At 73.9% G+C, this 26,023-nt stretch carries 20 protein-coding genes and 1 tRNA gene; 6 read left to right on the top strand and 15 right to left on the bottom strand.

Going from position 1 to position 26,023, the window contains the following annotated elements:
- Window position 1: 1 nt before the first annotated feature.
- From BD833_RS17425 to BD833_RS17415, 3 genes are read left to right on the top strand one after another with little or no spacing between them, the layout of a single operon-like run.
- Entirely contained in the window at window positions 2-1,000 is a 999-nt protein-coding gene (locus BD833_RS17425; RefSeq protein ID WP_166534420.1) for a branched-chain amino acid ABC transporter permease, read from the top strand.
- The gene (locus BD833_RS17420) at window positions 990-2,003 is read left to right on the top strand and encodes an ABC transporter ATP-binding protein (protein WP_208092740.1); all 1,014 of its coding nucleotides are present in this window, start codon (window positions 990-992) and stop codon (window positions 2,001-2,003) included. Before BD833_RS17425 ends, BD833_RS17420 begins: the two co-directional genes overlap by 11 nt.
- Complete coding sequence (locus BD833_RS17415; RefSeq protein WP_208092739.1) at window positions 2,000-2,881, top strand: ABC transporter ATP-binding protein; 882 nt, start codon at window positions 2,000-2,002, stop codon at window positions 2,879-2,881. Before BD833_RS17420 ends, BD833_RS17415 begins: the two co-directional genes overlap by 4 nt.
- 328 nt (window positions 2,882-3,209) lie before the next feature.
- On the opposite strand, the gene BD833_RS17410 is transcribed toward BD833_RS17415, so the two are convergent.
- A complete protein-coding gene (locus BD833_RS17410) occupies window positions 3,210-4,550 on the bottom strand; it encodes an ABC transporter substrate-binding protein (protein WP_166534419.1) in 1,341 nt (446 codons plus the stop codon).
- Window positions 4,551-4,749: 199 nt separating this feature from the next.
- Entirely contained in the window at window positions 4,750-5,349 is a 600-nt protein-coding gene (locus BD833_RS17405; protein WP_166534418.1) for an ANTAR domain-containing response regulator, read from the bottom strand.
- A gap of 75 nt (window positions 5,350-5,424) precedes the next feature.
- Here BD833_RS17405 and BD833_RS17400 point away from each other — a divergent pair.
- The 3 genes from BD833_RS17400 to BD833_RS17390 all read left to right on the top strand — a co-directional run bounded on the left by BD833_RS17400 (window position 5,425) and on the right by BD833_RS17390 (window position 7,761).
- Window positions 5,425-5,498 (top strand) — tRNA-Leu (locus tag BD833_RS17400).
- 99 nt (window positions 5,499-5,597) lie between these two features.
- The gene (locus BD833_RS17395) at window positions 5,598-6,032 is read left to right on the top strand and encodes an SAM-dependent methyltransferase (protein WP_166534417.1); all 435 of its coding nucleotides are present in this window, start codon (window positions 5,598-5,600) and stop codon (window positions 6,030-6,032) included.
- 64 nt (window positions 6,033-6,096) lie between these two features.
- A complete protein-coding gene (locus BD833_RS17390; RefSeq protein WP_243737756.1) occupies window positions 6,097-7,761 on the top strand; it encodes an aminotransferase class V-fold PLP-dependent enzyme in 1,665 nt (554 codons plus the stop codon).
- 28 nt (window positions 7,762-7,789) lie between these two features.
- Here BD833_RS17390 and BD833_RS17385 read toward each other — a convergent pair whose 3' ends face one another.
- The 13 genes from BD833_RS17385 to BD833_RS17325 form a co-directional block, all read right to left on the bottom strand.
- Window positions 7,790-8,671 carry an acyl-CoA thioesterase gene (locus BD833_RS17385; protein ID WP_243737755.1) on the bottom strand — a complete coding sequence of 294 codons (882 nt, stop codon included), beginning with the start codon at window positions 8,669-8,671 and terminating at the stop codon, window positions 7,790-7,792.
- A complete protein-coding gene (gene pyk, locus BD833_RS17380; RefSeq protein ID WP_166534416.1) occupies window positions 8,668-10,083 on the bottom strand; it encodes a pyruvate kinase in 1,416 nt (471 codons plus the stop codon). The genes BD833_RS17385 and pyk overlap by 4 nt, the downstream gene beginning before the upstream one ends.
- Before the next feature lie 213 nt (window positions 10,084-10,296).
- The gene (locus tag BD833_RS17375) at window positions 10,297-11,787 is read right to left on the bottom strand and encodes a glutamate synthase subunit beta (RefSeq protein ID WP_166534415.1); all 1,491 of its coding nucleotides are present in this window, start codon (window positions 11,785-11,787) and stop codon (window positions 10,297-10,299) included.
- Window positions 11,780-16,453 carry a glutamate synthase large subunit gene (gltB, locus tag BD833_RS17370; protein ID WP_166534414.1) on the bottom strand — a complete coding sequence of 1,558 codons (4,674 nt, stop codon included), beginning with the start codon at window positions 16,451-16,453 and terminating at the stop codon, window positions 11,780-11,782. The genes BD833_RS17375 and gltB overlap by 8 nt, the downstream gene beginning before the upstream one ends.
- Before the next feature lie 348 nt (window positions 16,454-16,801).
- The gene (gene lgt / locus BD833_RS17365; protein WP_243737754.1) at window positions 16,802-17,746 is read right to left on the bottom strand and encodes a prolipoprotein diacylglyceryl transferase; all 945 of its coding nucleotides are present in this window, start codon (window positions 17,744-17,746) and stop codon (window positions 16,802-16,804) included.
- A complete protein-coding gene (trpA, locus tag BD833_RS17360) occupies window positions 17,743-18,543 on the bottom strand; it encodes a tryptophan synthase subunit alpha (RefSeq protein ID WP_166534413.1) in 801 nt (266 codons plus the stop codon). Before trpA ends, lgt begins: the two co-directional genes overlap by 4 nt.
- Window positions 18,540-19,889: a tryptophan synthase subunit beta gene (gene trpB, locus BD833_RS17355; protein ID WP_166534412.1), complete on the bottom strand. Its 1,350-nt coding sequence runs from the start codon at window positions 19,887-19,889 to the stop codon at window positions 18,540-18,542. Before trpB ends, trpA begins: the two co-directional genes overlap by 4 nt.
- A 109-nt stretch (window positions 19,890-19,998) precedes the next feature.
- Entirely contained in the window at window positions 19,999-20,808 is an 810-nt protein-coding gene (gene trpC / locus BD833_RS17350) for an indole-3-glycerol phosphate synthase TrpC (protein WP_166534411.1), read from the bottom strand.
- Window positions 20,809-20,965: 157 nt separating this feature from the next.
- Window positions 20,966-21,586, bottom strand: a complete 621-nt coding sequence (locus tag BD833_RS17345; RefSeq protein WP_166534410.1) for a Trp biosynthesis-associated membrane protein — start codon at window positions 21,584-21,586, stop codon at window positions 20,966-20,968.
- Window positions 21,583-23,106, bottom strand: coding sequence for an anthranilate synthase component I (locus BD833_RS17340; RefSeq protein WP_166534409.1), 1,524 nt, complete (start codon window positions 23,104-23,106; stop codon window positions 21,583-21,585). Before BD833_RS17340 ends, BD833_RS17345 begins: the two co-directional genes overlap by 4 nt.
- Entirely contained in the window at window positions 23,103-23,492 is a 390-nt protein-coding gene (gene hisI / locus BD833_RS17335) for a phosphoribosyl-AMP cyclohydrolase (protein WP_166534408.1), read from the bottom strand. Before hisI ends, BD833_RS17340 begins: the two co-directional genes overlap by 4 nt.
- Window positions 23,493-23,518: 26 nt before the next feature.
- Window positions 23,519-24,211 carry a hypothetical protein gene (locus BD833_RS17330; RefSeq protein ID WP_166534387.1) on the bottom strand — a complete coding sequence of 231 codons (693 nt, stop codon included), beginning with the start codon at window positions 24,209-24,211 and terminating at the stop codon, window positions 23,519-23,521.
- Window positions 24,208-25,878: an FAD-binding dehydrogenase gene (locus BD833_RS17325; RefSeq protein ID WP_166534407.1), complete on the bottom strand. Its 1,671-nt coding sequence runs from the start codon at window positions 25,876-25,878 to the stop codon at window positions 24,208-24,210. The genes BD833_RS17330 and BD833_RS17325 overlap by 4 nt, the downstream gene beginning before the upstream one ends.
- Window positions 25,879-26,023: the final 145 nt, after the last annotated feature.

Raw genomic sequence — 26,023 nt, 5'->3', positions numbered from 1 at the left:
AATGGGCGAGATCATCGACGCACTGGCGATCGCCCTGAAGGCGGGGATCGGCTTCCAGGCCGTCTTCCTGGCCCTCCTGGCCATCGGCATCAACATGCAGTTCGGCTACACCGGGCTGCTCAACTTCGGCCAGATCGCCTTCGCCCTGCTCGGCGGCTACGGCATCGCCATCTCGGTGAGCCAGTGGGGGCTGAACTTCTGGGTCGGGGTCCTGATCGGGCTGCTGGCCGCGGTCGTCCTCGCCCTGCTGCTGGGTCTGCCCACGCTGCGGCTGCGGGCCGACTACCTGGCGATCGCGACGATCGCCGCCGCCGAGGGCCTGCGGCTGCTCTTCCGGTCGGTCTCGGCCACCCCGGTCACCAACGGCTCCCGGGGCATCTCCGGCTTCAACAGCGGCTTCGTCGAGCTCGCGCCCTGGGACACCGGCCGCCGCTACCGGCTGCTGGGCACCTTCTGGAGCGGCGCGGACCTGTGGGTCACCGCGGTCGGCTGGACCCTGGTCGCCCTGGCGTCGCTGCTGGTCTGGGCCCTGGTGCGCAGCCCGTGGGGCCGCGTCGTGCGGTCCATCCGCGAGGACGAGGACGCCGTCCGCGCCCTGGGCAAGAACGTCTACGTCTACAAGATGCAGGCGCTCGTCCTCGGCGGTGTCTTCGGCGCCCTCGGCGGGATGATCTACGCCGTCGGCACCGGCTCGACCACCCCGGACCAGTACCAGAACGCCAACACGTTCCTCGCCTACGCGGCCCTCATCCTGGGCGGCGCGGCCCGGGTGCTCGGTCCCGTCATCGGCGCCATGCTGATGTACTTCATCATCCAGTTCGCCGACTCCGGCCTGCGCAGCCTGACGGAGAACGGCGTCATCCCCGACGGCCTGCTCACGACGACCGACGTCGCGCAGATCCGTTTCGTCATCATCGGTCTCGGGCTGATCCTGCTGCTGGTGTTCCGGCCGCAGGGCATCTTCGGTGACCGACGAGAGGTGATGCTCGATGCCCGCTGAGCCCACGCCGGCCACCGGCGCGCACGCCCTGTCCGCGACGGGCCGCGCCGGGGGGCCGCCCCAGCGGCTGGCCCAGGCGGCGCTGCGCGACCTCCCGTGGGAGGTCGGCGTCGCCAAGCCCGACCCGGCCATCGTCGTGGACGGCGTCACCCGCACCTTCGGTGGCCTGACCGCGGTGTCGGTCGACCACCTGGAGATCCAGCGCGGCGGCATCACCGGGCTCATCGGCCCCAACGGGGCCGGGAAGACGACGCTGTTCAACCTGCTCACCGGGTTCGACCAGCCCGACGGCGGGACCTGGTCCTTCGACGGCCGCCCGCTGGGCAAGCTCGCCTCGCACCAGGTGGCCCGGCTGGGCGTGGTCCGCACCTTCCAGCTGACCAAGGCGCTGTCCCGACTCACCGTGCTGCAGAACATGCTGCTCGGCGCCCAGGGGCAGAAGGGCGAGCGCTTCTTCTCCGCCCTGGTGCCCGGCCTGTGGCGGAAGCAGGAGCGGGAGAACACCGAGAAGGCCCTCGAGCTGCTGCGGCGGTTCAAGCTCGACGCCAAGAAGGACGACTTCGCCGGCACCCTCTCCGGCGGCCAGCGCAAGCTGCTGGAGATGGCCCGCGCGCTGATGAGCGACCCGAAGGTCGTCATGCTCGACGAGCCGATGGCCGGGGTGAACCCCGCGCTCACCCAGAGCCTGCTCGGGCACGTCAAGGACCTCCGCGAGGAGGGCATGACGGTGATCTTCGTCGAGCACGACATGGACGTCGTCCGGGACATCAGCGACTGGGTCGTGGTGATGGCCGCCGGCAACGTGATCGCCGAGGGCCCGCCCGAGTCGATCAGCCAGAACAAGGCCGTGGTCGACGCCTACCTCGGCGCCCACCACGACGCCGCTCTCACCATCGAGGACGAGGACCGCCAGCTGGCCGAGGCCGACGCGATCATCGCCCGCGACGCCGACGGCGGGGCGGCCCGCGCTCCCCGCTCCGACTCCGGAGGCACCGCCCGATGAGCACGATGGACAACCCGGCCAGCGAAGACCCGCTCTTCCAGGTGGGGTCCGGCGGCGACGGCGGAACACCGGACGAACGGGCCATCACCGGCGCGGACGGGGTCTCCCCGGCCGAGCTGGCCGCCACCCGCGGCGAGCACGTCCGGCTGGCCGAAGGGGCGCTCGTGCGCGCCGACGAGCTCGTCGCCGGCTACGTCCCCGGGGTCAACATCCTCAACGGCTGCGACTTCTACCTGCACGACGGTGAGCTGGTCGGCATCATCGGGCCCAACGGGGCCGGCAAGTCGACCCTGCTCAAGACGCTGTTCGGGCTGATCCCGGTCCGCTCCGGCGCGGTGACCCTCCGCGGGGAGGACATCACGTCGGCACCCGCGCACCGGCTGGTGTCCCTCGGGGTCGGCTACGTGCCGCAGAACAACAACGTGTTCCCCTCGCTCACGATCGAGGAGAACATGGAGATGGGCGCCTACCTGCGGCCCAAGGTGTTCAAGGAGCGGTTCGACTACGTCGCGGACCTGTTCCCGATGCTCGGTGAGCGCCGCAAGATCAAGGCCGGCTCGCTGTCCGGTGGCGAGCGGCAGATGGTGGCCATGGGCCGCGCGCTCATGATGGAGCCGTCGGTGCTGCTGCTCGACGAGCCGTCGGCGGGCCTGTCCCCCGCCTACCAGGACGAGGTGTTCATCCGCTGCCGGCGGATCAACGCCACCGGCGTCTCGATCATCATGGTCGAGCAGAACGCCCGGCGCTGCCTGCAGATCTGCGACCGCGGCTACGTGCTCGACCAGGGCCGCAACGCCTACACCGCGACCGGCGAGTCGCTCATGCACGACCCGAAGGTCATCGAGCTCTACCTGGGGACGCTGGCCAAGGCGCACTGAGCCCCCGTACCGCGCGACCACGGCGCCGGCACCCCTCACGGGTGCCGGCGCCGTTCTCGTGCCCCCGTCGGCCGTTGCGCGCCACCCACCCGGCGCCCGGTACCGGTCGCCGAGAGCTCGGACCGGCGCGACGGGTGGCCGGACCCCCACCCCCCGCCCGGGCTGCCGCCAGGAGGCTGCTGAGAGGCCGCCCGAAGGCAGCGGGATGGCGACGGGAAGACGTCGGGGGCGGACGGTCGGCGGCCCGGGCACAGCAACAGGGGCCCGGCACCATGACGGTGCCGGGCCCCTGGTGGGCGGTCAGCGGATCAGCGACCCGCCGGCCGGGTCAGTTCCGCGCGGGGCCGACGCCCTCTGCGTTGAGCCCGTCGATGATGCGGGCCGACTCCTCGAAGCCGATCACCACGACCGCGTCGGGGTTGAGGTCGACCATCTGCTGCACCTCGGCGTCGAAGTTCGCCGCCGTGGGGTCGTAGATGACCAGCTCGATGCTGTCCTCGGCGAGACCGCTGGAGACGAGGTTCTCGACGGTGTTCTCGGCCAGGCCGGTGCCGTAGGAGTCGTTCCGGGCCAGGATGCCGACGGTGTTGGCGCCGTCCTCGATGATCAGGTCGGCCAGCGCCCGCGACTGCAGCGTGTCCGGCGGCGCGGTTCGGAAGTACAGACCGTTGTCGTTGTAGGTGGTGAACTCGTCCGACGTGTTGGCGGGCGAGATCTGCACGACGCCGGCACCGGTGACCTTGTCGATGACCGTGCGGGTCACGGCCGAGGAGGCCGCACCGACGATGACGTCGACGTTCTCCTGCAGGAGGGCGTCGACCGACTGGGTCGCGATGTCGGTGGAGGTGTCACCGGAGTCGCGCTGGATCAGCTGCACCGGCTGGCCGAGCACGCCACCGGCCTCGTTGATCTCCTGGACGGCCAGGTCGGCGCCGGCGATCTCCGGGGGGCCGAGGAACGCGAGGTCGCCGGTCTGCGGCAGGAGCGTGCCGATGACCAGCGGGTCGTCGGAGGTCGCTCCCGGCGCCGCGGGCGCCGGACCCTCGTCCGAGGCGGCGTTGGCCTCGTCGCCGGCGAGCACGAAGTCCGTCTCGTCGGAGGCGATCGCGTTGTCCGGGCCGAACTGCAGGATGCCGAAGCTGGCGACCGACGGCTCGCCCGCTTCGGCGAAGGCCAGCGGGCCGGAGATGCCGTCGTAGTCGGGGTTGCCGCCCCCGTCGACGATCGCCTTGCAGTCGGTGAACGTCTCGCAGGTCTCGCCACCGAAGGTGACGCCGTTGATGTACGGCGCGAACACGGCAGGGTCGGTGCTGCCGGCCAGCATCGAGGCGATCGCCGAGATCATGATCGCGTCGTAGGTCTCACCGGCGTAGTTGAAGTCCTCGAGCGCCGGGTCGATCTCGAGGAGGCGGTCGGTGAACTCCGACCCCAGCTCGGTCAGCGGCGTGGTTCCCCGCATGCCGGCGAGCGCGCCCTCCTCCGTGAACGACTCACCCAGGGCGTTGCCCATGTTGCCGTCGGTGCCGTAGACGTTGACCTGCTTCTCGCCGTCGCCGCCGCCACCTTCAGCGGCCGGGGTGGTCCCCTCGTCGCCGCCGCCGCAGGCGGTCAGCGCCAGCAGGGCGGCACCGGTGACGGCGATGCCGCGGGCAGTTGTGCCAGTGCGCATCAAGCAACTCCCAGTGTCATCAGTGCGTCCGGCGCCGGCGCGCGTACGCGACGACCGCCGACCGGACGCCGATCGGTGCGCAGAACCTAGCCGCCGATCGGAGCGATGCACCCGGCTGCGCGGGGATAGTGATGAGGTCGTGACCTGGCCATCCACCCGTGGGCGGGCGCACGACACGCCGGGAAATCCGCCGGATCGGTCAGGCGGAGCTGCCCTCCGGGGTGACGGCGCCCTCGAGCACCGCCTCGGCGAGGGCCTTCATGCTCGACCGCTGGTTCATCGCGGTGCGCTGGATCCACCGGAACGCATCGGCCTCGGTCATCCCGTGGTCGGCCATCAGCCGGCCCTTCGCCCGCTCGACGACCTTGCGCGTCTCCAGCCGCTCCTCGAGGGTGCGCACCTCGCCGTCGAGGGCGGTCATCTCCGCGAACCGCCCGCGGGCCACCTCGATCGCCGGCACCAGGTCGTTCTTCGAGAAGGGCTTCACCAGGTAGGCCATCGCCCCGGCGTCCCGGGCCCGCTCCACCAGCTCCCGCTGGCTGAACGCGGTCAGCACGATCACCGGCGCCGTCCGGGACGACGCGATCCGCTCCGCCGCCGACAGCCCGTCCAGCACCGGCATCTGGATGTCGAGGATGACGAGGTCGGGCCGCAGCTCCTCGGCCCGGTCGACCGCCTGCTGGCCGTCGCCGACCTCGGCGACGACCGTGTACCCCTCCTCCTCGAGCATCTCCTTGAGGTCGAGGCGGATCAGCGCCTCGTCCTCGGCGATCAGGACGCGGATCGGCTCGCTGGTCACGGCAGCAGAGCCTAGCGACGTCGGCCGGGGAGCACCGCCCGGCTAGGCTGCTCGGGCGGCCGGCACCACCGGCGCGCCCCCGTACCCCAATCGGCAGAGGGAGCGGATTCAAAACCCGCGCAGTGTGCGTTCGAGTCGCACCGGGGGCACCTCAGGAAGCGGTCGAGCGATTCACAACCCGCGCAGTGTGCGTTCGAGTCGCACCGGGGGCACCTCAGTGGACGCAGCGACGCGCTAGCCTGCGGCCCGTGCCCTCCGGCCTGTCGGCCCGCCTGGCCGCCGTCGTGACCGCCCTCCCGCTCGAGCCGCACTCCCGGGTCCTGGAGATCGGCTGCGGCCCCGGGGCCGCAGCGCGCGCCGTCGCCGACCGGCTCGTCACCGGTCACGTGCTCGCGATCGACCGGTCCGCGGCGGCGATCGCCCAGGCGGCCGCCGCGTCGGCCGGCCACCTCGCCACGGGACGGCTGCGCCTGCGCCACGTCGCCGCCGAGGACTTCGTCCTGACCCCGGAGGACGAACCGTTCGACGTCGTCTTCGCGGTCCGGGTCGGCGCGCTGGACGGCCGGCACCCCGCGGCGGGGGCCGTGGTGCTCCGCCGGCTCGGCGCGGCGACCGCGCCCGGTGCCCGGCTGTTCGTCGACGGCGGGCAGCCGCTGCGCGAGCTCACCATCCCCCGGCGCTGAACCGGGCGGCCACCGCTCCGGGAGCCACCGGAGCCCGGCGGAGCGGACGCAATACGGTGGCACCGTGACCGAGCCCGCTCCGCACATGACCCCCGAGCAGTTCCGGCGCCACGGCCACGAGGTGGTCGACTGGATCGCCGACTACTGGAGCCGGGTCGGCACGCTCCCCGTGCGGTCCCAGGTCTCCCCCGGCGACGTCCGTGCCGCGCTCCCGGACGCCGCGCCGGAGCAGGGCGAGCCGTTCTCCGCCGTGCTCGCCGATCTCGACCGCGTGGTCGTCCCGGGCCTGACCCACTGGCAGCACCCCGGCTTCTTCGGCTACTTCCCCGCCAACACCTCCGGGCCGTCCGTGCTGGGCGACCTGGTGTCCGCCGGGCTGGGCGTCCAAGGCATGTCGTGGGTGACCAGCCCCGCGGCGACCGAGCTCGAGCAGCACGTCATGGACTGGTTCGCCGAGCTCCTCGGCCTGCCGGAGTCCTTCCGCTCGACCGGCACCGGTGGCGGGGTGGTCCAGGACTCCAGCTCCGGGGCCAACCTGGTCGCACTCCTGGCCGCGCTGCACCGGTCCAGCGGCGGGGCCACCGTGCGACAGGGCGTCCAGCCCGACCGCGCCACTGTGTACGTCTCCAGCGAGACGCACTCGTCGATGGAGAAGGCCGTCCGCATCGCCGGTCTCGGCACCGACGCGGTGCGGATCGTGGAGGTGGACGGCGACCTCGCCATGAACCCCGGCGCGCTCGCCGCCCGGCTGGAGCGCGACACCGCCCGGGGCCACCGGCCCGTGCTGGTGTGCGCGACGGTGGGCACGACGTCGACCACGGCGGTCGACCCGCTGGCCGCGATCGGCCCGATCTGCCAGAGGTACGGCGTGTGGCTGCACGTCGACGCCGCCTACGCCGGGGTGAGCGCGGTGGCGCCCGAGCTGCGCGAGCTGCAGGCCGGCGTCGAGTGGGCCGACAGCTACACCACCGACGCGCACAAGTGGCTGCTCACCGGCTTCGACGCCACCCTGTTCTGGGTCGCCGACCGGGCGGCGCTCACCGGCGCGCTCGCCATCCTCCCGGACTACCTGCGCAACGCCGCCACCGACGCCGGGGCCGTCGTCGACTACCGCGACTGGCAGATCGAGCTGGGACGTCGCTTCCGCGCCCTCAAGCTGTGGTTCGTCGTCCGCTGGTACGGCGCGGAGGGCCTGCGGGCGCACATCCGCGGCCACGTCGCCCTCGCCCAGGAGCTGGCCGGGTGGGCCGACGCCGACGAGCGGTTCGACGTCGTGACGCCGCACCCCCTCGCGCTGGTCTGCCTGCGCCCCCGCTGGCCCGAGGGGGTGGACGCCGACGTCGCCACCATGACGCTGCTCGACCGGCTCAACGACGGCGGTGAGGTCTTCCTGACGCACACCACGGTCCGCCGCGAGGTGGTGCTGCGCGTCTCCATCGGCTCCCCCGCGACCACCCGGGCCCACGTGCAGCGGGTCTGGGCGCTGCTGGTCGAGGGCCACGACTGGCTGGCCGCCGACTTCGCGGCGCAGGCGGCCGAGCAGGCCGCGGCGCGCGCCGCCGAGCGCCGGCGCGCGGAGGCCGAGCGCCAGCAGGCCGAGGCCGACCGGGCGGCGCGCGAGCAGGCCGAGCAGCCGCCGGCGGAGCCGGCGCAGGAGCCCGTCGCGGAGCCGGCGCCGGACGCCGGCGCGGAGGACGCCACCGCGGAGGGCGCGGAGCACCCGGCCTGAGACGCCGCGGCGTCGCCCGGCAGGTCGTTCAGCGCTCCAGGGAGCGGATGAGGCCCTGCTGGGCGACGGTCGCCACGTGGGTGCCGTCGGCGGCCCAGATGTCACCGAAGCAGAGCGCGCGCCCGGCCGAGGCGGCCGGGCTGTCGGTCTCGTACAGGAACCACTGGTCGGCGCGCACCGGCTGGTGGAACCAGACCGCGTGGTCGAGGCTCGCGCCCACGTAGCGCCCGCCCCAGCCGCCGCCGAGGCGGGCCAGCCCTGCCGACAGCAGCGTCAGGTCGCTGACGAAGGTGAGCGCCGCGGCGTGCACGGCGTCGTCCTCCGGCAGCCGGCCGGCCACCCGCATCCAGGCGTAAGTCTTCGTGCGCGGCGGAACCTTGGGCTCGCGGTTGAACGGGTCCTCCATCAGCCGCTGCTCCACCGCCCGGCTGATCGCCAGCGCCGCCGAGGCCTGCTCCCCGTAGGGCGCGACCAGCTCGGCGAGGGTCGGCAGCTCCTCGGGCGCGGGGACGTCGGGCAGCGGCCGGGCGTGCTCGGCCACCGCAGGCTGCGGCGCCGAGGCGTCGGCCGTCAGCGAGAAGATCGCGACGTCGGCACCCTTGCGGCGCTGCCATGCCACGACCCGGCGGGTAGTGAAGGTGCGCCCGTCCCGGATCCGGTCCACGGCGTAGCGGATCTCCTCGTGCGGATCGCCGGGCCGCAGGAAGTAGGAGTGCAGCGAGTGCACCGCGCGCCCCTCCGGCAGCGTCCGGGTGGCCGCCATCAGCGCCTGCCCGGCCACCTGTCCGCCGAAGATCCGCTGGAGCGGGCTGCGCGGGGTCTGGCCGACGTACAGGTCGGTGTCGCGCTGCTCGAGGTCCAGCACCGTCATGAGCGACGCCGCCTGGCTGCCGGCGGTCGCCTCGGTCACGAGTCGGTACCCACCTCGTGGACGCGGATGAGGTTGGTCGAGCCGACGGTGTTGGGCGGGCTGCCCGCGACCACGACGACCCGGTCGCCCACCTGGAGCCGGCCGATCGACAGCAGCGAGAAGTCCACCTGCTCGACCATGTCGTCGGTGTGCTCGACGGCGGGCACGAGGAAGGTCTCCACGCCCCAGGACAGGGCGAGGAGGCTGCGCACCCGGGCGTCCACCGTGAACGCCAGCAGGGGCTGCCGGGGGTGCAGGGCGGCCAGCCGGCGGGCCGTCTCACCGGTCTGCGTGAAGGTCGCCAGCGCCTTGACGTCGAGGGACTCCCCGATGTCCCGGGCGGCGCGGACGATGGCCCCGGACCGGGACCGCGACCGGCGCGCCACCTCGGGCACCCACAGGTGGTCGCCCTCGACGGCGCTGATGATCCGGTCCATCGTGCGGACGGCGCCGATGGGGTACTGCCCCACCGAGGTCTCCCCCGACAGCATCACCGCGTCGGCGCCGTCGAGCACCGCGTTGGCGACGTCCGAGGCCTCGGCGCGGGTGGGCCGGGAGTTGACGATCATCGACTCGAGCATCTGGGTCGCGACGATCACCGGCTTGTTGCGCTCGCGGGCCGCCTGGATCGCCCGCTTCTGCACCAGCGGCACCTGCTCCAGCGGCAGCTCCACGCCGAGGTCGCCGCGGGCGACCATGATGCCGTCGAAGGCCTCCACGATCGCGTCGAGGTTGCGCACCGCCTCGGGCTTCTCCAGCTTGGCGATGACCGGGACGTAGATGTCCTCCTGCCGCATGATGTCGCGCACAAGGGCGACGTCGGTGGGCGAGCGCACGAAGGACAGCGCGATGAAGTCGACGCCCAGGTGCAGGGCGAAGCGCAGGTCGCGCTCGTCCTTGTCCGAGAGCGCCGGCACACTGACGGCGACGCCGGGCAGCGACAGCCCCTTGTTGTTGGAGACCTTGCCGCCCTCGACGACGAGGCAGAAGACGTCGGGGCCGTCGACCCGGACGACGCTGAGCGACAGGTTGCCGTCGTCGACCAGCAGCCGGTCGCCGACGCGGACGTCGTTGGCGAGGTCCTTGTAGGTGGTGGACACCCGCTCCGCGGTTCCGGCGACGTCCTCGACGGTGATGCAGATCTGGCTGCCGGTGACCCACATGACCGGGCCGTCGGCGAAGGTGCCGAGGCGGATCTTGGGGCCCTGCAGGTCGGCCAGGATGGCGACCGCGTGGCCGATGCGGTCCGAGGCCTCCCGCACCCGGCCGTAGGCGACCGCGTGGTCCTCGTGCGAACCGTGGCTGAAGTTGAGGCGGGCGACGTCCATGCCCGACTCGACGAGGGCGGTGACCTGCTCGGCGGAGCTGGTGGCCGGACCCAGGGTGCAGACGATCTTCGCGCGGCGGGACATGGCGATAACGCTAGTGCCACGACGAACTCCGTGGCGGGGCGGGACCGGCGTGTCGGCGGGTCCCGCCCCGGGGTGGTGGATCGGTCGCGGGGCCCGGAGGGTCCCCGACCGGGACACGGGGAAGGGCTCCGCGTCGGTCGGGGACGGCTCCTGGCCGCGGTGCGGTCCGGAGGACCGCAGTGTTTCAGCGGTGCGGTCCGGAGGAGCGCGGTGTCAGCGCAGGGCGACGGCGGTGGGGGTCACCGGGCGCGGCAGCATGGACTCGCCGGTCAGCCAGGTGTCGGCCGCCGCCGCGGCGGCCCGCCCCTCGGCGATGGCCCACACGATGAGCGACTGGCCACGGCCCATGTCGCCGGCCACGAAGACGCCCGGCACCGTGGACATGAAGTCGTCGTCACGGGTGACGTTGCCCCGCCCGTCGACCTCGACGCCCAGGGTGTCCACCAGGCCCTCCCGTTGCGCGCCGGTGAAGCCCATGGCCAGGAAGACCAGGTCGGCCGGCAGCTCGCGCTCGGTGCCCTCGATCTTCTGGAAGCGGCCGTCGACCCGCTCCACCTCGTGCAGCAGCAGCGCGCGGACGTTGCCCGCGTCGTCGCCCAGGAACTTCTCGGTGTTGACCGAGTACAGCCGCTCCCCGCCCTCCTCGTGCGCGCTGGAGACCCGCATGATCATCGGGTAGGTCGGCCACGGGTTGGCGCCCTGGTCACGGCGGTCCGGCGGCGCCGGCATGATCTCCAGCTGGGCCACCGAGGCCGCGCCCTGCCGGTGGGCGGTGCCCAGGCAGTCGGCCCCGGTGTCACCGCCACCGATGATCACCACGTGCTTGCCGTGCGCGTTGATCGGCGGGTCGTCGAGCTCGCCGAGCGCCTGGCGGTTGCCGTAGGGCAGGTACTCCATGGCCAGGTGGATGCCGGCCAGCTCCCGCCCGGGGGCGGGGAGGTCCCGGCCGACGGTCGCACCACCGGCGAGCACGACGGCGTCGAAGTCCGCCCGCAGCTGCTCGACCGACAGGTCGCCCTCGCCGCTGCCGCCCACCTCGACCCCGGTGACGAACCGGGTGCCCTCGCCGCGCATCTGGTCCAGCCGCCGGTCCAGGACGGACTTCTCCATCTTGAACTCGGGGATGCCGTACCGGAGCAGCCCGCCGACGCGGTCGGCGCGCTCGTAGACGGTGACGTCGTGCCCGGCGCGGGTGAGCTGCTGGGCGGCGGCCAGCCCGGCGGGGCCGGAGCCGATGACGGCGACCTTCCGGCCGCTGCGCTCGGCGGGGGTCTGCGGGGTCACCCAGCCCTCGTCCCAGGCCCGGTCGATGATCTCCCACTCGATCTGCTTGATCGTGACCGGGGACTCCTGCAGGTTGAGCACGCAGGAGCCCTCGCACGGCGCCGGGCACAGCTTCCCGGTGAACTCCGGGAAGTTGTTGGTGGCGTGCAGCCGCTCGATCGCGTCCTGCCAGTCGTCGCGGCGGGCCAGGTCGTTCCACTCCGGGATGAGGTTCGCCACCGGGCAGGCGTGGTGGCAGAACGGGATGCCGCAGTCCATGCAGCGGGCCGCCTGGGTGCGCACCTCCGCCGTCGGGAACAGCGGGTCCTCGCCGTTCTCCCGCCGGGTGTAGACGTCCTTCCAGTCCAGGAGCCGCAGCTCCACGGGCCGGCGCGGCGGGAGGGCGCGCTCGTACTTGAGGAAACCGGTCTGGTCAGCCACGTGCCGCCTCCATAACAGCTCGATCCACGTCGACGCCTGCGGCCTCGGCCGCCCGCCGGGCCTCCAGGGCCCGCCGGTAGTCCCGCGGCATGATCACGCTGAACTGCCCGGACCAGCGGCCCCAGTCGGCCAGCAGCGCGCCGGCCACCGGCGACTCGGTGTCGGCGGCGTACCGCACGAGCACGTCCCGGAGCCACTGCGCCGCCTCGCCGTCCAGCGGTTCGACGTCGACCATCTCGGTGTTCACCCGGTGCCGGGCCAGGTCGAGCACGTAGCCGATCCCGCCGGACATGCCGGCCGCGATGTTGCGGCCGGTCTGCCCCAGGATGACCGCCCGGCCACCGGTCATGTACTCGAGCGCGTGGTCGCCCACGCCCTCGACGACGGCCAGGGCACCGGAGTTGCGGACGCAGAACCGCTCCCCCACCCGGCCGCGCAGGAAGATCTCCCCGCTCGTGGCGCCGTAGCCGATCACGTTGCCGGCGATGACGTTGTCCTCGGCGGCGAAGGACGCCTCCCGCGAGGGCCGGACGACGATCCGGCCGCCGGAGAGCCCCTTGCCGACGTAGTCGTTGGCGTCACCGAACAGCCGCATCGTGATGCCGCGCGGCACGAACGCGCCGAAGGACTGGCCGGCCGATCCACCGAAGGTGAGGTCGATCGTGCCGTCGGGCAGCCCCTCGCCGCCGAACCGGCGGGTCACCATCGAGCCGAGCATCGTGCCCACCGTGCGGTTGACGTTGCGCACCGGCAGCTCCAGGCTGACCGGCCGCGCGTCGAGCAGGGCGCCCTCGCAGAGCTGGATCAGCGTCTGGTCCAGCGCGACGTCCAGACCGTGGTCCTGGCCGCGGACCGCCCGCCGGGGGGTGCCCTCGGGCAGCTCGGGGACGGCGAGCACCGGCGAGAGGTCCAGCCCCTGCGCCTTCCAGTGCCCGACGGCCTGCCGGGTGTCGAGCAGCTCGGCGTGGCCGACGGCCTCGTCGATCGACCGGAAGCCCAGCTCGGCCAGGTAGTGCCGCACCTGCTCGGCGAGGAACTCGAAGAAGGTGACGACGAACTCCGGCCGCCCGGTGAACCGCTTGCGCAGCTCCGGGTTCTGGGTGGCCACGCCGACCGGGCAGGTGTCCAGGTGGCAGACCCGCATCATCACGCAGCCGGACACCACCAGCGGCGCGGTCGCGAAGCCGAACTCCTCGGCGCCCAGCAGCGCCGCCACGATCACGTCGCGGCCGGTCTTCATCTGGCCGTCGACCTGCACCACGATGCGGTCGCGCAGGCCGTTGGCCAGCAGCGTCTGCTGGGTCTCGGCCAGCCCGAGCTCCCACGGGGAACCCGCGTGCTTCAGCGAGGTCAGCGGCGCAGCACCCGTGCCGCCGTCGAACCCGGAGATCAGGACGACGTCGGCGTGGGCCTTGCTGACCCCGGCCGCGACCGTCCCGACCCCGACCTCGGCGACCAGCTTGACGTGGACCCGCGCCTCGTTGTTGGCGTTCTTCAGGTCGTGGATGAGCTGCTTGAGGTCCTCGATCGAGTAGATGTCGTGGTGCGGCGGCGGGCTGATCAGCCCGACGCCCGGCGTGGAGTGCCGGGTGCGCGCCACCCACGGGTAGACCTTGCCGCCGGGCAGCTGGCCACCCTCGCCGGGCTTCGCGCCCTGCGCCATCTTGATCTGGATGTCGTCGGCGTTGACCAGGTACTCGCTGGTGACCCCGAACCGGCCGGACGCCACCTGCTTGATCGCCGAGCGGCGCAGGTCGCCGTTGGGGTCGGGCAGGAACCGGTCGGGGTCCTCGCCGCCCTCCCCGGTGTTGGACCGCCCGCCGAGCCGGTTCATCGCGATCGCGAGCGTCTCGTGCGCCTCCTGGGAGATGGAGCCGTAGCTCATCGCCCCGGTGTTGAAGCGCTTGACGATCTCGCTGACCGGCTCGACCTCGTCGATCGGCACCGGGGGGCGCACGCCGGTCCGGAGGGTGAACAGGCCGCGCAGGGTCGCGGCGTTCTCCGACATCTGGTCGACCGTCTGCGTGTACTTCTCGAAGACGTCGTACTGCCGCGCCCGGGTGGCGTGCTGGAGCAGGAACACCGTCTCGGGGTTGAACAGGTGCACCTCGCCCTCGCGGCGCCACTGGTACTCGCCACCGGTCTCCAGCCGGCGGTGCGCCCGCTCGGTGGGGTTCTCCGGGTAGGCGCGGCGGTGGCGCATGGCCACCTCCTCGGCGAGGACGTCGATGCCGACCCCGCCCAGCGGGCACGAGGTGCCGGTGAAGTACTCGTCGACCAGGTCCTGGGAGAGGCCGACGGCCTCGAAGATCTGCGCCATCGTGTACGAGCCGACGGTGCTGATGCCCATCTTGCTCATGACCTTGAGGACGCCCTTGCCCAGCGCCTTGACCACGTTGCGGACGGCCTGCGCGGGCTCCACGCCGGTGAGCACGCCGTCGCGGATCAGGTCCTCGATCGACTCGAACGCCAGGTAGGGGTTGACCGCGGCGGCGCCGTAACCCAGCAGCAGCGCGACGTGGTGCACCTCGCGGCAGTCGCCGGACTCGACGACCAGCCCGACCTCCATGCGGGTCTTCTCCCGCACCAGGTGGTGGTGCACGGCGGCGGTCATGAGCAGCGACGGGATCGGCGCGCGCTGCTCGTCGCAGTCGCGGTCGGACAGCACGATGATCCGGGCGCCGGCGGAGATGGCCTTGGAGACCTTCGTCCGCAGCTGCTCGATGGCCTCGGCGAGCGCCGCCCCGCCGCCCTTGACGTCGAAGTGCCCGGTGATCCGGACGGCGGCGTAGCCGGGCAGGTCGCCGTCGTCGTCGATGTGCAGGATCTTGGCGAGCTCGTCGTTGTCGATGACCGGGAACGGCAGGTGCACCTGCCGGCACGACGCCGGGGTGGCGTCCAGCAGGTTCTGCTCCGGGCCGAAGGTGCGGCCCAGGCTGGTGACCAGCTCCTCGCGGATGGCGTCCAGCGGCGGGTTGGTCACCTGGGCGAACAGCTGCCCGAAGTAGTCGTAGAGCAGCCGGGACCGGTCCGACAGCGAGGCGATGGGGGTGTCGGTGCCCATCGAGCCGATCGGCTCGGCGGCGGTGGCCGCCATCGGCGTCACCAGCAGGCGGAGGTCCTCCTCGGTGTAGCCGAAGAGGAGCTGCCGGCGGACGACCGACTCGTGGCTGGGCCGCGAGCGGCGGCGCTCGGGCAGCGCTGGCAGGTGCACCAGGCCGGCGTGCAGCCAGTCCTCGTACGGCTGTGCGGCGGCCAGGGCGCCCTTGACGTCCTCGTCGGAGACGATCCGCCCGGAGGCGGTGTCGACGAGGAACATCCGGCCCGGCTGCAGCCGGCCCTTGGCGACGACGTCGGCGGCCGGGATGTCGAGCACGCCGACCTCGCTGGCCATGACCACCAGGTCGTCCTTGGTGTGCCACCAGCGGCCCGGGCGCAGCCCGTTGCGGTCCAGCACCGCGCCGATCAGCGTGCCGTCGGTGAAGCAGACGGCGGCCGGCCCGTCCCACGGCTCCATGATCGAGGAGTGGAACCGGTAGAAGGCCCGGCGGGCCGGGTCCATCTCGTCGTGGTTCTCCCACGCCTCCGGGATCATCATCAGCACGGCGTGCGGCAGCGAGCGGCCCGACAGGTGCAGCAGCTCCAGCACCTCGTCGAAGGTGGCCGAGTCGCTGAAGTCGCTGGCCGTGACCGGGAAGATCCGCTCCAGGCCGAGCTCGGACGCGGGACCGGCCGGGCCGTCGAACATCTCGGTCTCGAGCTTGGCCTCGCGGGCCCGCATGCGGTTGCGGTTGCCCTTGATCGTGTTGATCTCGCCGTTGTGCGCGATGAAGCGGAACGGGTGGGCCAGCGGCCAGCTCGGGAAGGTGTTGGTCGAGAACCGGCTGTGCACCAGGGCGATCGCCGACTCGTAGCGCTCGTCGCGCAGGTCGGGGAAGAACAGCGGCAGCTGGTCGGTGGTCAGCATGCCCTTGTAGGTGATCGTCCGCGACGAGAGCGAGGTGATGTAGAGGGAGCTGCCGGCGTCGACGGCGGCGCGCTCGGCGCGCTTGCGCAGCACGAAGGAGCGGCGCTCGAGGCGGGTGACGCCGTTGCAGACCACGTTGCCGCCGAAGGCGGTCCCGTCGGCCCGGCCGCCCATCGTCTCGGCGACGAAGAGCTGGGCGAAGTGCGGCATGACCGCGCGGGCGGTCGGGCCGAGGTCGGCGCCGTCGGGGTCGACCGGCACGTCCCGCCAGCCGAGGACGGTCAGGCCCTCCTCCTCGGCGAGGCGGGCGACGTCCTCGACGCGCGCGGCGCGCTCGGCCTCGTCCACCGGCATGAACGCGATGCCGACGGCGTACTCGCCCATCGGCGGCAGGTCGAAGCCGACGCCGGCGCGCAGGAGCCCGTCGGGGATCTGGGTCAGGATGCCGGCCCCGTCGCCGGAGTTGGGCTCGGAGCCCGCGGCACCCCGGTGGTCGAGGTTGTGCAGGGCGGTCAGCCCGGCCTGCACGATGCGCCGGCTCCGGCGGCCGCGGGCGTCGGCCACGAAAGCGACACCGCAGGCGTCCTTGTCGTTCGCCGGGTCGTAGAGCCCGCTCGGGGCGGGCAGGGCCGAGAAGGGGACCGCGGGAGCCGCGGAGGTGGGCGCTGCCGCGGTGGCGGAGGCGGGAAGGTCGGTCATGTCACTCCCGTCGTCGGCGCACCGTCGTCCCTCGCGGGGAGGACGGGGGGCGGGGCCCGGGCCGGAGGTCAAGGGCGGCGGAGATGGCGGCAGGTGCGGAGCGCGGCGTGCCGGCCGGTCTCAGGTGCACCGGCCGCGGTGGCGCGCGAGCTTCCCGGTGGTGCCGGGGAGCCGTCGTCCGCGGGGCAGCGCTGGCCCGGTTCCGACACGACGACCCGGCCAGGATCGCTGGCGGGTCAGCCCGAAGGGTACACAGCGGTAACGCCGTCCTGACACGACCGAAGCCGATCCGTGACGGGCTGACGGCTTACCGGCGAACGGTGGCCGGACCGGCGCGCTCGCGAGGCGTCAGGAGGCCGTCGGCGGGCGGTGATCGTCCTCACCCACGCGGGTGACCGAAGTCTCGGCCGGGGGCTCGGCTGCCCGGTCCTCCGGCGGTGCGCCGGCGACCCGTGCGCCCCGGTCGATGACCTCCCGCGGCCGGCCGCGCTGCCAGACGAAGTAGGCCACCGCGAGGAGCCCGACGACGACCGAGGTGAAGACGTTCACGCGGACGCCGAAGAACGTCTCGGCCGGATCGGTCCGCATCAGCTCGATCCAGAGCCGTCCGGCGCAGTAGGAGGCGACGTAGAGGGCGAAGGCCCGCCCGTGCCCGAGCCGGAAGCGGCGGTCGGCCCAGATCACGAACGCCGCGGCGGCGAGGTTCCACAGCAGCTCGTAGAGGAACGTCGGGTGGAAGGTGCCGAGCACCACCGGCTGCCCGTCGGCGCCGACGACGGCCTCGCCACCGCTCCACTCGTAGATGGTCAGCGCCCACGGCAGGTCGGTCGGGCCGCCGTAGAGCTCGTTGTTGAACCAGTTGCCCAGCCGGCCGATCGCCTGCGCGACCAGCAGACCCGGGGCCAGCGCGTCACCGAAGGCGGGCAGCGGGATGCCGCGGCGACGGCAGGCGATCCAGGCGCCGACGGCCCCGAGGGCGATGGCCCCCCAGATCCCGAGCCCGCCCTCCCAGATGGCGAAGGCGCGCAGCGGGTCGCCGTTCTCGCCGAAGTACGGCCGCGGACTGGAGAGCACGTGGTAGATCCGGCCGCCGACGATGCCGAACGGCACCGCCCACACGGCGATGTCCAGCACGTCACCCGGGGCGCCGCCGCGGGCCACCCAGCGCCGCTCGGTGATGACGATGGCGGCCACGATGCCGGCGATGATGCAGAGCGCGTATGCGCGGACGGGGAAGGGGCCGAGCTCCCAGACGCCCTGGGTGGGGCTCGGGATGGCCGCGAGCACGGTCATGCCGACACCCCCGCCCGGCGGACACCGGCGGCCAGGTCCTCGGTCAGCGCGCGGACGCCGTCGGCCCCACGGCCCTCGAGCATCACCCGCACGTAGGCCGAGCCGACGATGACGCCGTCGGCGAAGGCGGCGAGCTCGGCGGCCTGGGCGCCGTTGGAGACCCCGAGACCCACGCACAGGGCGATGTCCGGCCGCGCCTCGCGCGTCCGGGCCACGAGCGTCTGCGCCGCGTCGCTCACTTCGTCGCGGGCACCGGTCACGCCCATGGTGGAGGCGACGTACACGAACCCGCGGCTCGCGTCGGCCGTCGAGCGCAGCCGCGCGTCGGTCGACGACGGCGCGACGAGGAAGACCCGGTCCAGGCCTTCCCGGTCGCTGGCGGCGATCCACCCGGCCGCTTCGTCGGGGATCAGGTCGGGGGTGATCGCCCCCGCGCCCCCGGCGGCGGCCAGGTCGGCCGCGAACCGGTCGACGCCGTAGCGCTCGATCGGGTTCCAGTAGCTCATCACCACGGGGACGGCGCCGGCGTCGGCCACCGCCCGGACGGCCCGCAGCACGTCGGGCATGCCCACCCCGGCCCGCACGGCGACGTCCACGGCCTCCTGGATCACCGGGCCGTCGATGCCCGGGTCGCTGTAGGGCACCCCGATCTCGATCGCGTCGGCCCCGGCCTCGACGATGGCCACCATGGCCGCGATCGAGGCGTCGACGTCGGGATACCCCACCGGCAGGTAGGCGATGAGCGCCGCGCGCCCCTCCTCCTTCGCCGCGGAGATCCGCTCTGCGAGCCCGCTCATGCCTGCTCCCCCGCCTCCGGGCCGGCGACGGCCTCGTCGTTGCTGACCGCACCCTCGGTGGGCTGCTGGTCGGTGTCCAGCCCCGGGCCCGGGTCGACCTCCTCGCGGTCGCCCAGCCCGAACCACCGGGACGCCGTCTCGACGTCCTTGTCACCGCGCCCGGAGAGGTTCACCAGGAGCAGCGTGTCCGGCCCGAGCTCCTGCCCCAGCTTCATGGCCCCGGCGAGGGCGTGCGCCGACTCGATCGCCGGGATGATGCCCTCGGTCCGGCAGAGCAGCGCGAACGCCTCCATGGCCTCGCTGTCGGTGACCGCCCGGTACTCCGCCCGGCCGATGTCGTGCAGGTAGGAGTGCTCCGGGCCGACGCCGGGGTAGTCGAGGCCGGCGCTGATCGAGTGCGACTCGATCGTCTGCCCGTTCTCGTCCTGGAGCAGGTACGAGCGCGCACCGTGCAGCACGCCCGGCGAGCCGCCGGTGATGGTTGCCGCGTGCCGGTCGGTGTCGACGCCGTCGCCGCCGGCCTCCAGGCCGACCAGCCGCACGCCCTCGTCGGGCACGAAGGCGGTGAAGATGCCGATCGCGTTGCTGCCGCCACCGACGCAGGCCAGGACGGCGTCGGGGAGCCGCCCTTCCCGCTCCAGCACCTGGACGCGCGCCTCGTCGCCGATGACCCGCTGGAAGTCGCGGACCATCGCGGGGAACGGGTGCGGCCCGGCGACGGTGCCGAACACGTAGTTGGTGGTCTCCACGTTGGTGACCCAGTCGCGGAAGGCCTCGTTGATCGCGTCCTTGAGGGTGCGCGAACCGGTGGTCACCGGGATCACCTCGGCGCCGAGCAGCCGCATGCGGGCCACGTTCAGCGCCTGGCGCCGGGTGTCCTCCTCGCCCATGTAGACGGTGCAGGACAGCCCCATGAGCGCCGCGGCGGTCGCCGTCGCCACGCCGTGCTGGCCGGCGCCGGTCTCGGCGATGACCCGCTGCTTGCCGATCCGCCTGGTCAGGAGCGCCTGGCCCAGCACGTTGTTGATCTTGTGCGAGCCGGTGTGGTTGAGGTCCTCCCGCTTGAGCAGGACGCTGGCGCCGCCGCAGTGCTCGGCGAACTTCGGCACCTCGGTGACCGGGCTGGGCCGGCCGGTGTAGTCGCGCTGCAGGCGGGCGAACTCGGCGAGGAAAGCGGGGTCGACCCGCATCGCCTCGTAGGCCTCGGTCAGCTCGTCGAGCGCGGCGATCAGCGCCTCGGGCACGAACCGGCCGCCGAAGGCCCCGAAGTGCCCCGACGAGTCGGGCCAGCCCGGCCGCGCCGGGAGCGAGAGTTCTCCGGTCTGCGGGGGGCTGGTCGTCGTCATGCGCCCAGTGTCCCGCGCCGGGCGCCGGGAGTGGCGCAGGGGTGGCGGCCGACGTGCCGACGAACCCCCGGACGGGTGGTCGGGCGCTTCCGCGGCGCCCCCGGGGAGGTCAGCGGGTGGTGCGCGGGGTCGCCGGGTGCGCGCCGGCGGTCACCAGGTCGGCGACGGCCTGGCGGGCGTCGCCGGCGGTGACCAGGCCCTCCCCCACGAGGACGGCGTCGGCCCCGGCGGCGGCGTAGCTGATCAGGTCGTGCGGGCCGCGGACACCGGACTCGGCGACCTTCACGACCTCCGACGGCAGCCCGGGGGCGATCCGCTCGAACGTCGACCGGTCCACCTCCAGCGTGGTGAGGTCACGGGCGTTGACGCCGATGACCGACGCGCCGGCGGCCATCGCGCGGTCGGCCTCCGCCTCGGTGTGCACCTCGACCAGGGCGGTCATGCCGAGGGACTCGACCCGCTCCAGCAGCCCGAGCAGCACGTTCTGCTCGAGCGCGGCCACGATCAGCAGGACGACGTCAGCCCCGTACGCCCTCGCCTCGTGCACCTGGTAGCTGCTGACCACGAAGTCCTTGCACAGCACCGGGACGTCGACGACCGCCCGGACCGCGGCGAGATCGGCCTGCGAGCCGCCGAAGCGCCGGCGCTCGGTCAGCACCGAGATGACGCGGGCGCCACCGGCGGCGTACTGGCGGGCCAGCGCCGCGGGATCGGCGATGTCGGCCAGGTCGCCCTTGCTGGGGCTGCGTCGCTTCACCTCGGCGATCACCCCGACCCCGGGTGCCCGGAGGGCGGCCAGCGCGTCGCGCGCGGGAGCGGCGTCCCGGGCGGCGGCCTTGATCTCCTCGAGCGGCCGGAGGGCCTCCCGGGCGGCGAGATCGGCGCGGACGCCGACCACGATCTCGTCGAGGACGGTCACGGCGTGGCCGCGCCTTCGGCCGAGGTCCCGGAGATGCTCATGCGCGCCGCTGCCTCTCGTCCGTCGATCCCGCACCGGGCGGATGGTGCGACCACTGTAGAGGCGGGCCGGGTCCGCCCGGTCCCGGGGGCCGGTCCTCCGGCTCCCGCCCGTCCCACTACGCCCGCCGGTCCACCGGTGCACCGGGAGCCGGGTCGGTGGGGTCCTCGCCCCGGTCCAGTGCCTTCCACGCGTCGTCGGCGCGGTCCTCCGCCGACCGCTCCCGCGCCGGCGCGGAGCTGCGCTCGTACCGCTGCCCCATGCCCGGCCAGGAGCGCCCGCGGACGGCCACGAGCACGCCGACCGCTGCGGCCAGGACGCCCGCGACGACGGCCAGGGCCGGCCAGCCCACCGTGACGTCGACCGCCGTCGAGGTCACGTCGCCGCCGGAGAAACCCGGCAGGTCCGCCGCGGCGTCGGCCACTCCCCCGGCGAGCACCCGCACGCCGGCCCACAGCAGCGCGACCCCGGCCGCCGCCATGGCCACGCCGACCGCGATCCGGCCGGCGCCGCGCACCGCGAGGAGCGCGAGCGCCGCGGCCAGCAGGACGAGCCCGGCGGCGGGCACCAGCGGGGCCGCGTCGGTGCCCGACAGCGCGCCGGCGACCGGGGGGAACGGCGCCCGGCGCTCGACGGTCACCCCGGCCCACTGCTGGCCCGCGGCGGAGAGCGCCAGCGCGCCGGCGACCACCCCTCCTGCGACCGCGGTGGCCAGCTCCCGTCGGGAGGTGGCGCTCACCCGCCCTCCGGACCGCGCAGCTCCCGCAGGCCCTCGGCGGTGGCGATCGCGGAGAGCACGGCGCGGGCCTTGTGCCGGGTCTCGGCCTCCTCGGTCGCCGGGTCGCTGTCGGCCACGATCCCGGCGCCGGCCTGCACGTAGGCCCGCCCCTGGTGCAGGACGGCGGTGCGGATGGCGATCGCCATGTCCATGTCCCCGCTGGCGTCCAGGTAGCCGACGGTGCCGGCGTACAGCGCCCGCCGCGTCGGCTCCAGCCGCTCGATGATCGTCATGGCGCTGGGCTTGGGCGCGCCGGAGACGGTGCCCGCGGGGAACGTGGCGTCGAAGACGTCCAGGGCGTCGCACCCGGGGCTGACCTCGCCGGCGACGGTCGACACCAGGTGCATGACGTGGCTGTAGTGCTCGACCCGCATGAAGTCGGGCACCTCCACGCTGCCCGGCACGCAGACCCTGCCCAGGTCGTTGCGCGCGAGGTCGACCAGCATCACGTGCTCGGCGCGCTCCTTGGGGTCGGCCAGCAGCCCGTCGGCCAGCCGGACGTCCTCCTCGGGCGTCGCCCCCCGCGGGCGGGTGCCGGCCGGCGGGTGCACGACCGCGGAGGAGCCGGTGACCGTCACCAGCGCCTCGGGCGAGGAGCCGACGACGTCGAACGGCGACTCGCGACCGGCGAACCGCAGCAGGTACATGTACGGCGAGGGGTTCGTCGCCCGCAGCACCCGGTACAGGTCGAGCGCCTCGACCTGCGTCTCCAGCTCGAACCGCTGCGCCAGCACCACCTGGAAGGCGTCACCGGCCCGGATGTGCTCGCGGATGGCCTCGACCCCGGCGGCGTAGGCGCCCGGCTCCAGGTTGCTCCGCACCGGCGGCGCGTCGGCGGCCTCGAACACCGCGACCGCCGGGGCGCTGGGCGCCACCAGGGCGGCGGCCATGGCGTCCAGCCGGGCGACCGCGTCGTCGTAGCCGGCGTCGCCCGCCGCCGCCCCGCGCAGGACGTTGGCGATGAGCAGCACCGAGCCGTCGGAGTGGTCGAGGACGGCCAGGTCGGTCACCAGCATCATCGCCAGCTCGGGCATGCCGAGGTCGTCGGTGCTGGTCTCCGGCAGCCGTTCCAGCCGGCGCACCACGTCGTACCCGAGGTAGCCCACGAGGCCGCCGGTGAGCGGAGGCAGCCCCGCGGTGCGCGGCGAGCGCAGCCGGCGGGCCAGCACCCGCACCGCCTGCAGCGGGTCGGCCGGGAGGTCGTCGGCGAGCCCGGCGACCTCGTCGCCGAGCCAGCGGGTGCGGCCGTCGACCTCGGTGAGCACGCCGGCGCTGCGCACCCCGACGAAGCTGTACCGCGCCCAGCGCTTGCCCTGCTCTGCCGACTCCAGCAGCACCGTGCCGGGCCGGTTGCCGGCCAACTTGCGGTAGACGCCGACGGCGGTCTCGCCGTCGGCGAGCAGCCGGCGGGTGACCGGGACGACCGCACCGTCGAGCGCCGCGAACTCCGCGCGCGACGGCGAGGTGACGCCGAACCTCACGACGGCACCCCCGCCGCGCTCCCCTGGACGGCGGGCAGCTCGCGGTGGAAGCAGCTGCGCTCGCCGGTGTGGCAGGCGGGGCCCTCCTGGTCGACCAGCAGCAGCAGCGCGTCGCCGTCGCAGTCCAGGCGCACCTCGCGCACCCACTGGCGGTGGCCGGAGGTCTCGCCCTTCACCCAGTACTCCTGCCGGCTGCGCGACCAGTAGGTGGCCCGGCCGGTGGTCAGGGTGCGGTGCAGCGCCTCGTCGTCCATCCAGGCGACCATGAGCACCTCGCGGGTGTCGTGCTGCTGGACGACGGCGGCGACCAGGCCGGCCGGGTCGCGGCGCAGGAGCGCGGCGACCTCGGGGCCCGGCGCGGAACCGGTGGGGACACGGGCGGACATGCCCGCCAGTGTGCCGTGCGCGCGGGTCAGCCCTGCGGGGCGGTGAACCACCGCCGTCCGCCGCCGAGCAGGACCAGCCCCAGGGCGACCAGCGGCGCCGCCGAGAAGAACAGGCTGAGCGCGGCCAGCACCCCGGTGACGTCCTGCGCCCCGGCCGCGGGGCCGAGCAGGTCGTTGAGCTGCGCCCACCAGTACGCCGCCAGCCCGAGCTGCGCCACGAGGGCCCCGACCAGCAGCCCCCAGGCGTACCGGGCGCGGCGGGTGAGGGCGAGGATGCCGGCCGCCACGAGCAGGACCACGGACAGCAGCTGCACGACCGCCAGGACGGTGCCTTCCCGCGCGAACTCGTACGCCTGCGCCGGGGCGGCCGTGGGGCTCTCGGCGATCGCCAGCTCGGCGATCGAGGCGAAGAACCAGACGTAGAGCGACGCGATGAGCACCAGCAGCGCCTGGACGAAGCCCAGCACCGCGGCGCCGACCACCTGCCCGGGTCGGCGCGGCGGACCGCCCGGGTACGGCGCGGCCGGGTAGCCGCCGGGGTAGCCGTAGGGCGGCGGCCCGTACCCGGGCGGTGGCCCGTAGTAGCCCTGCCCGTACGGGGGCTGGCCGTAGGGGCCGGGTGCCGCGTACCCGTACGGCGGGGGTGCCGTGGGCGGCGGACCGGCGTAGGCCGGCCCCTGATCGGCCGGCGTGCCGGGGTCGGACCAGGGACTGCTCACAGGGCCGCCGCCAGCGCCCGGCCGGCGGTGCGCCCGGAGAACAGGCAGCCGCCGAGGAAGGTGCCCTCCAGCGAGCGGTAGCCGTGCACGCCTCCGCCACCGAACCCGGCGACCTCCCCGGCCGCGTACAGCCCCGGGAAGACCTCGCCGCCGGGGCGCAGCACGCGGCCGGACAGGTCGGTCTCCAGGCCGCCGAGGCTCTTGCGGGTGATCACGTTGAGCCGGACGGCGATGAGCGGCCCGGCCTCGGGGTCGAGGATGCGGTGCGGCGGGGCGACGCGGATGAGCTTGTCGCCGAGGTAGTTGCGGGCGCCGCGGATGGCGGTGACCTGCAGGTCCTTGGTGAACGGGTGGGCGATCTCCCGGTCGCGGGCCACGATCTCCCGCTCCACCTGCGCGAGGTCGAGCTCCGGCGTGCCGCCGGTGACGCGGTTCATGCCGGCGACCAGCTCGGGCAGGGTGCGGGCGACGACGAAGTCCTCCCCCTTGTCCAGGAACGCCTGGACCGGGCCCGACACACCGGCCTTGACCCGGCCCATCAGCAGCTTGACGTCCTTGCCGGTGAGATCGGGGTTCTGCTCGGAGCCCGAGAGGGCGAACTCCTTCTCGACGATCTTGTGGGTGGCGACGAACCAGGTGTGCTCGTGGCCGGTCGTCCCGATGTGGGCCAGCGTGCCGAGGGTGTCGAAGCCCGGGAACAGCGGCACGGGGAGCCGCTGGCCGGTCGCGTCGAGCCACAGCGACGACGGCCCGGGCAGGATCCGGATGCCGTGCCGGGCCCACACCGGGGAGTGGTTGGCGATGCCTTCGGTGTAGTGCCACATCCGGTCGCCGTTGACCATGCTGGCGCCGGCGGCGACGGTGGCCTCCTGCATCAGCCCGTCGACGTGCGCCGGGACGCCGGAGAGCAGCCGCTGCGGCGCCGGCCCCAGCCGGGCCGGCCAGTTCTTCCGCACCAGGTCGTGGTTGCCGCCGATCCCCCCGGAGGTGACGACGACGGCCTGCGCGGCGATCGCGAACTCGCCGACCTCGGACCGCGAGCTGGCCTCGCCGCGGGCGACGTCGCTCGGCTCGAGGACGGCGCCGCGCACGCCGGTCACGGCGCCATCGGTGACCACGAGCTCGGACACCCGGTGCCGGAAGCGCAGGTCCACCAGGCCCGCCTCGACCGCGGCCCGCACCCGCCGCTCGAACGGCGCGACGATCCCCGGCCCGGTGCCCCACACGATGTGGAACCGCGGCACCGAGTTGCCGTGGCCGGTGGCGGTGTAGCCGCCGCGCTCGGCCCAGCCGACGACCGGGAAGAACCCGACGCCCTGCTCCTTGAGCCAGGCGCGCTTCTCGCCGGCGGCGAACTGCAGGTAGGCCTCGGCCCACCGCCGCGGCCAGTGGTCGGTGTCGCGGTCGAACCCGGCGGTGCCGAACCAGTCCTGCCGGGCCAGCTCGAGGGAGTCGTGCACCCGCAGCCGGCGCTGCTCCGGGGAGTCGACGAGGAACAACCCGCCGAAGGACCACCACGCCTGCCCGCCCAGGGACGCCTCGGGCTCCTGGTCGACCAGGACCACCCGCTTGCCGGCGTCGGCCAGCTCGGCGGTGGCGACCAGGCCGGCGAGCCCCGCCCCCACCACGACGACGTCGACCTCGGGGGTGTGCGTGTCAGTGCTCACAGCGCGACGCTAGCGGGCGCGGTGGACGCGGCGCGTCCCCCCTGCTGGCGAGTTGCGCCGCCCCCCCGAGGCGTGACGCGTGGTCGGTCGCCCGTCGCCGGCCACCGATCCGGTCACCGGGCCGCAGACCCCTCGGGGCACATCG

This window comes from Blastococcus xanthinilyticus, from assembly GCF_008124835.1.
Lineage (GTDB): Bacteria > Actinomycetota > Actinomycetes > Mycobacteriales > Geodermatophilaceae > Blastococcus > Blastococcus xanthinilyticus.
The sequence above is the reverse complement of the archived record's forward strand: the minus strand, read 5'-3'. Positions and strand labels throughout refer to the sequence as shown.

Excerpts from the sequence above, each read along its gene's own strand:
- BD833_RS17425 (WP_166534420.1), top strand. The coding sequence starts at position 2 with ATGGGCGAGATCATCGACGCACTGGCGATCGCCCTGAAGGCGGGGATC.
- BD833_RS17420 (WP_208092740.1), top strand. The coding sequence starts at position 990 with ATGCCCGCTGAGCCCACGCCGGCCACCGGCGCGCACGCCCTGTCCGCG.
- BD833_RS17415 (WP_208092739.1), top strand. The coding sequence starts at position 2,000 with ATGAGCACGATGGACAACCCGGCCAGCGAAGACCCGCTCTTCCAGGTG.
- BD833_RS17410 (WP_166534419.1), bottom strand. The coding sequence starts at position 4,550 with ATGCGCACTGGCACAACTGCCCGCGGCATCGCCGTCACCGGTGCCGCC.
- pyk (WP_166534416.1), bottom strand. The coding sequence starts at position 10,083 with ATGTCCCGCCGCGCGAAGATCGTCTGCACCCTGGGTCCGGCCACCAGC.
- gltB (WP_166534414.1), bottom strand. The coding sequence starts at position 16,453 with ATGACCGACCTTCCCGCCTCCGCCACCGCGGCAGCGCCCACCTCCGCG.
- lgt (WP_243737754.1), bottom strand. The coding sequence starts at position 17,746 with ATGACCGTGCTCGCGGCCATCCCGAGCCCCACCCAGGGCGTCTGGGAG.
- trpA (WP_166534413.1), bottom strand. The coding sequence starts at position 18,543 with ATGAGCGGGCTCGCAGAGCGGATCTCCGCGGCGAAGGAGGAGGGGCGC.
- trpB (WP_166534412.1), bottom strand. The coding sequence starts at position 19,889 with ATGACGACGACCAGCCCCCCGCAGACCGGAGAACTCTCGCTCCCGGCG.
- hisI (WP_166534408.1), bottom strand. The coding sequence starts at position 23,492 with ATGTCCGCCCGTGTCCCCACCGGTTCCGCGCCGGGCCCCGAGGTCGCC.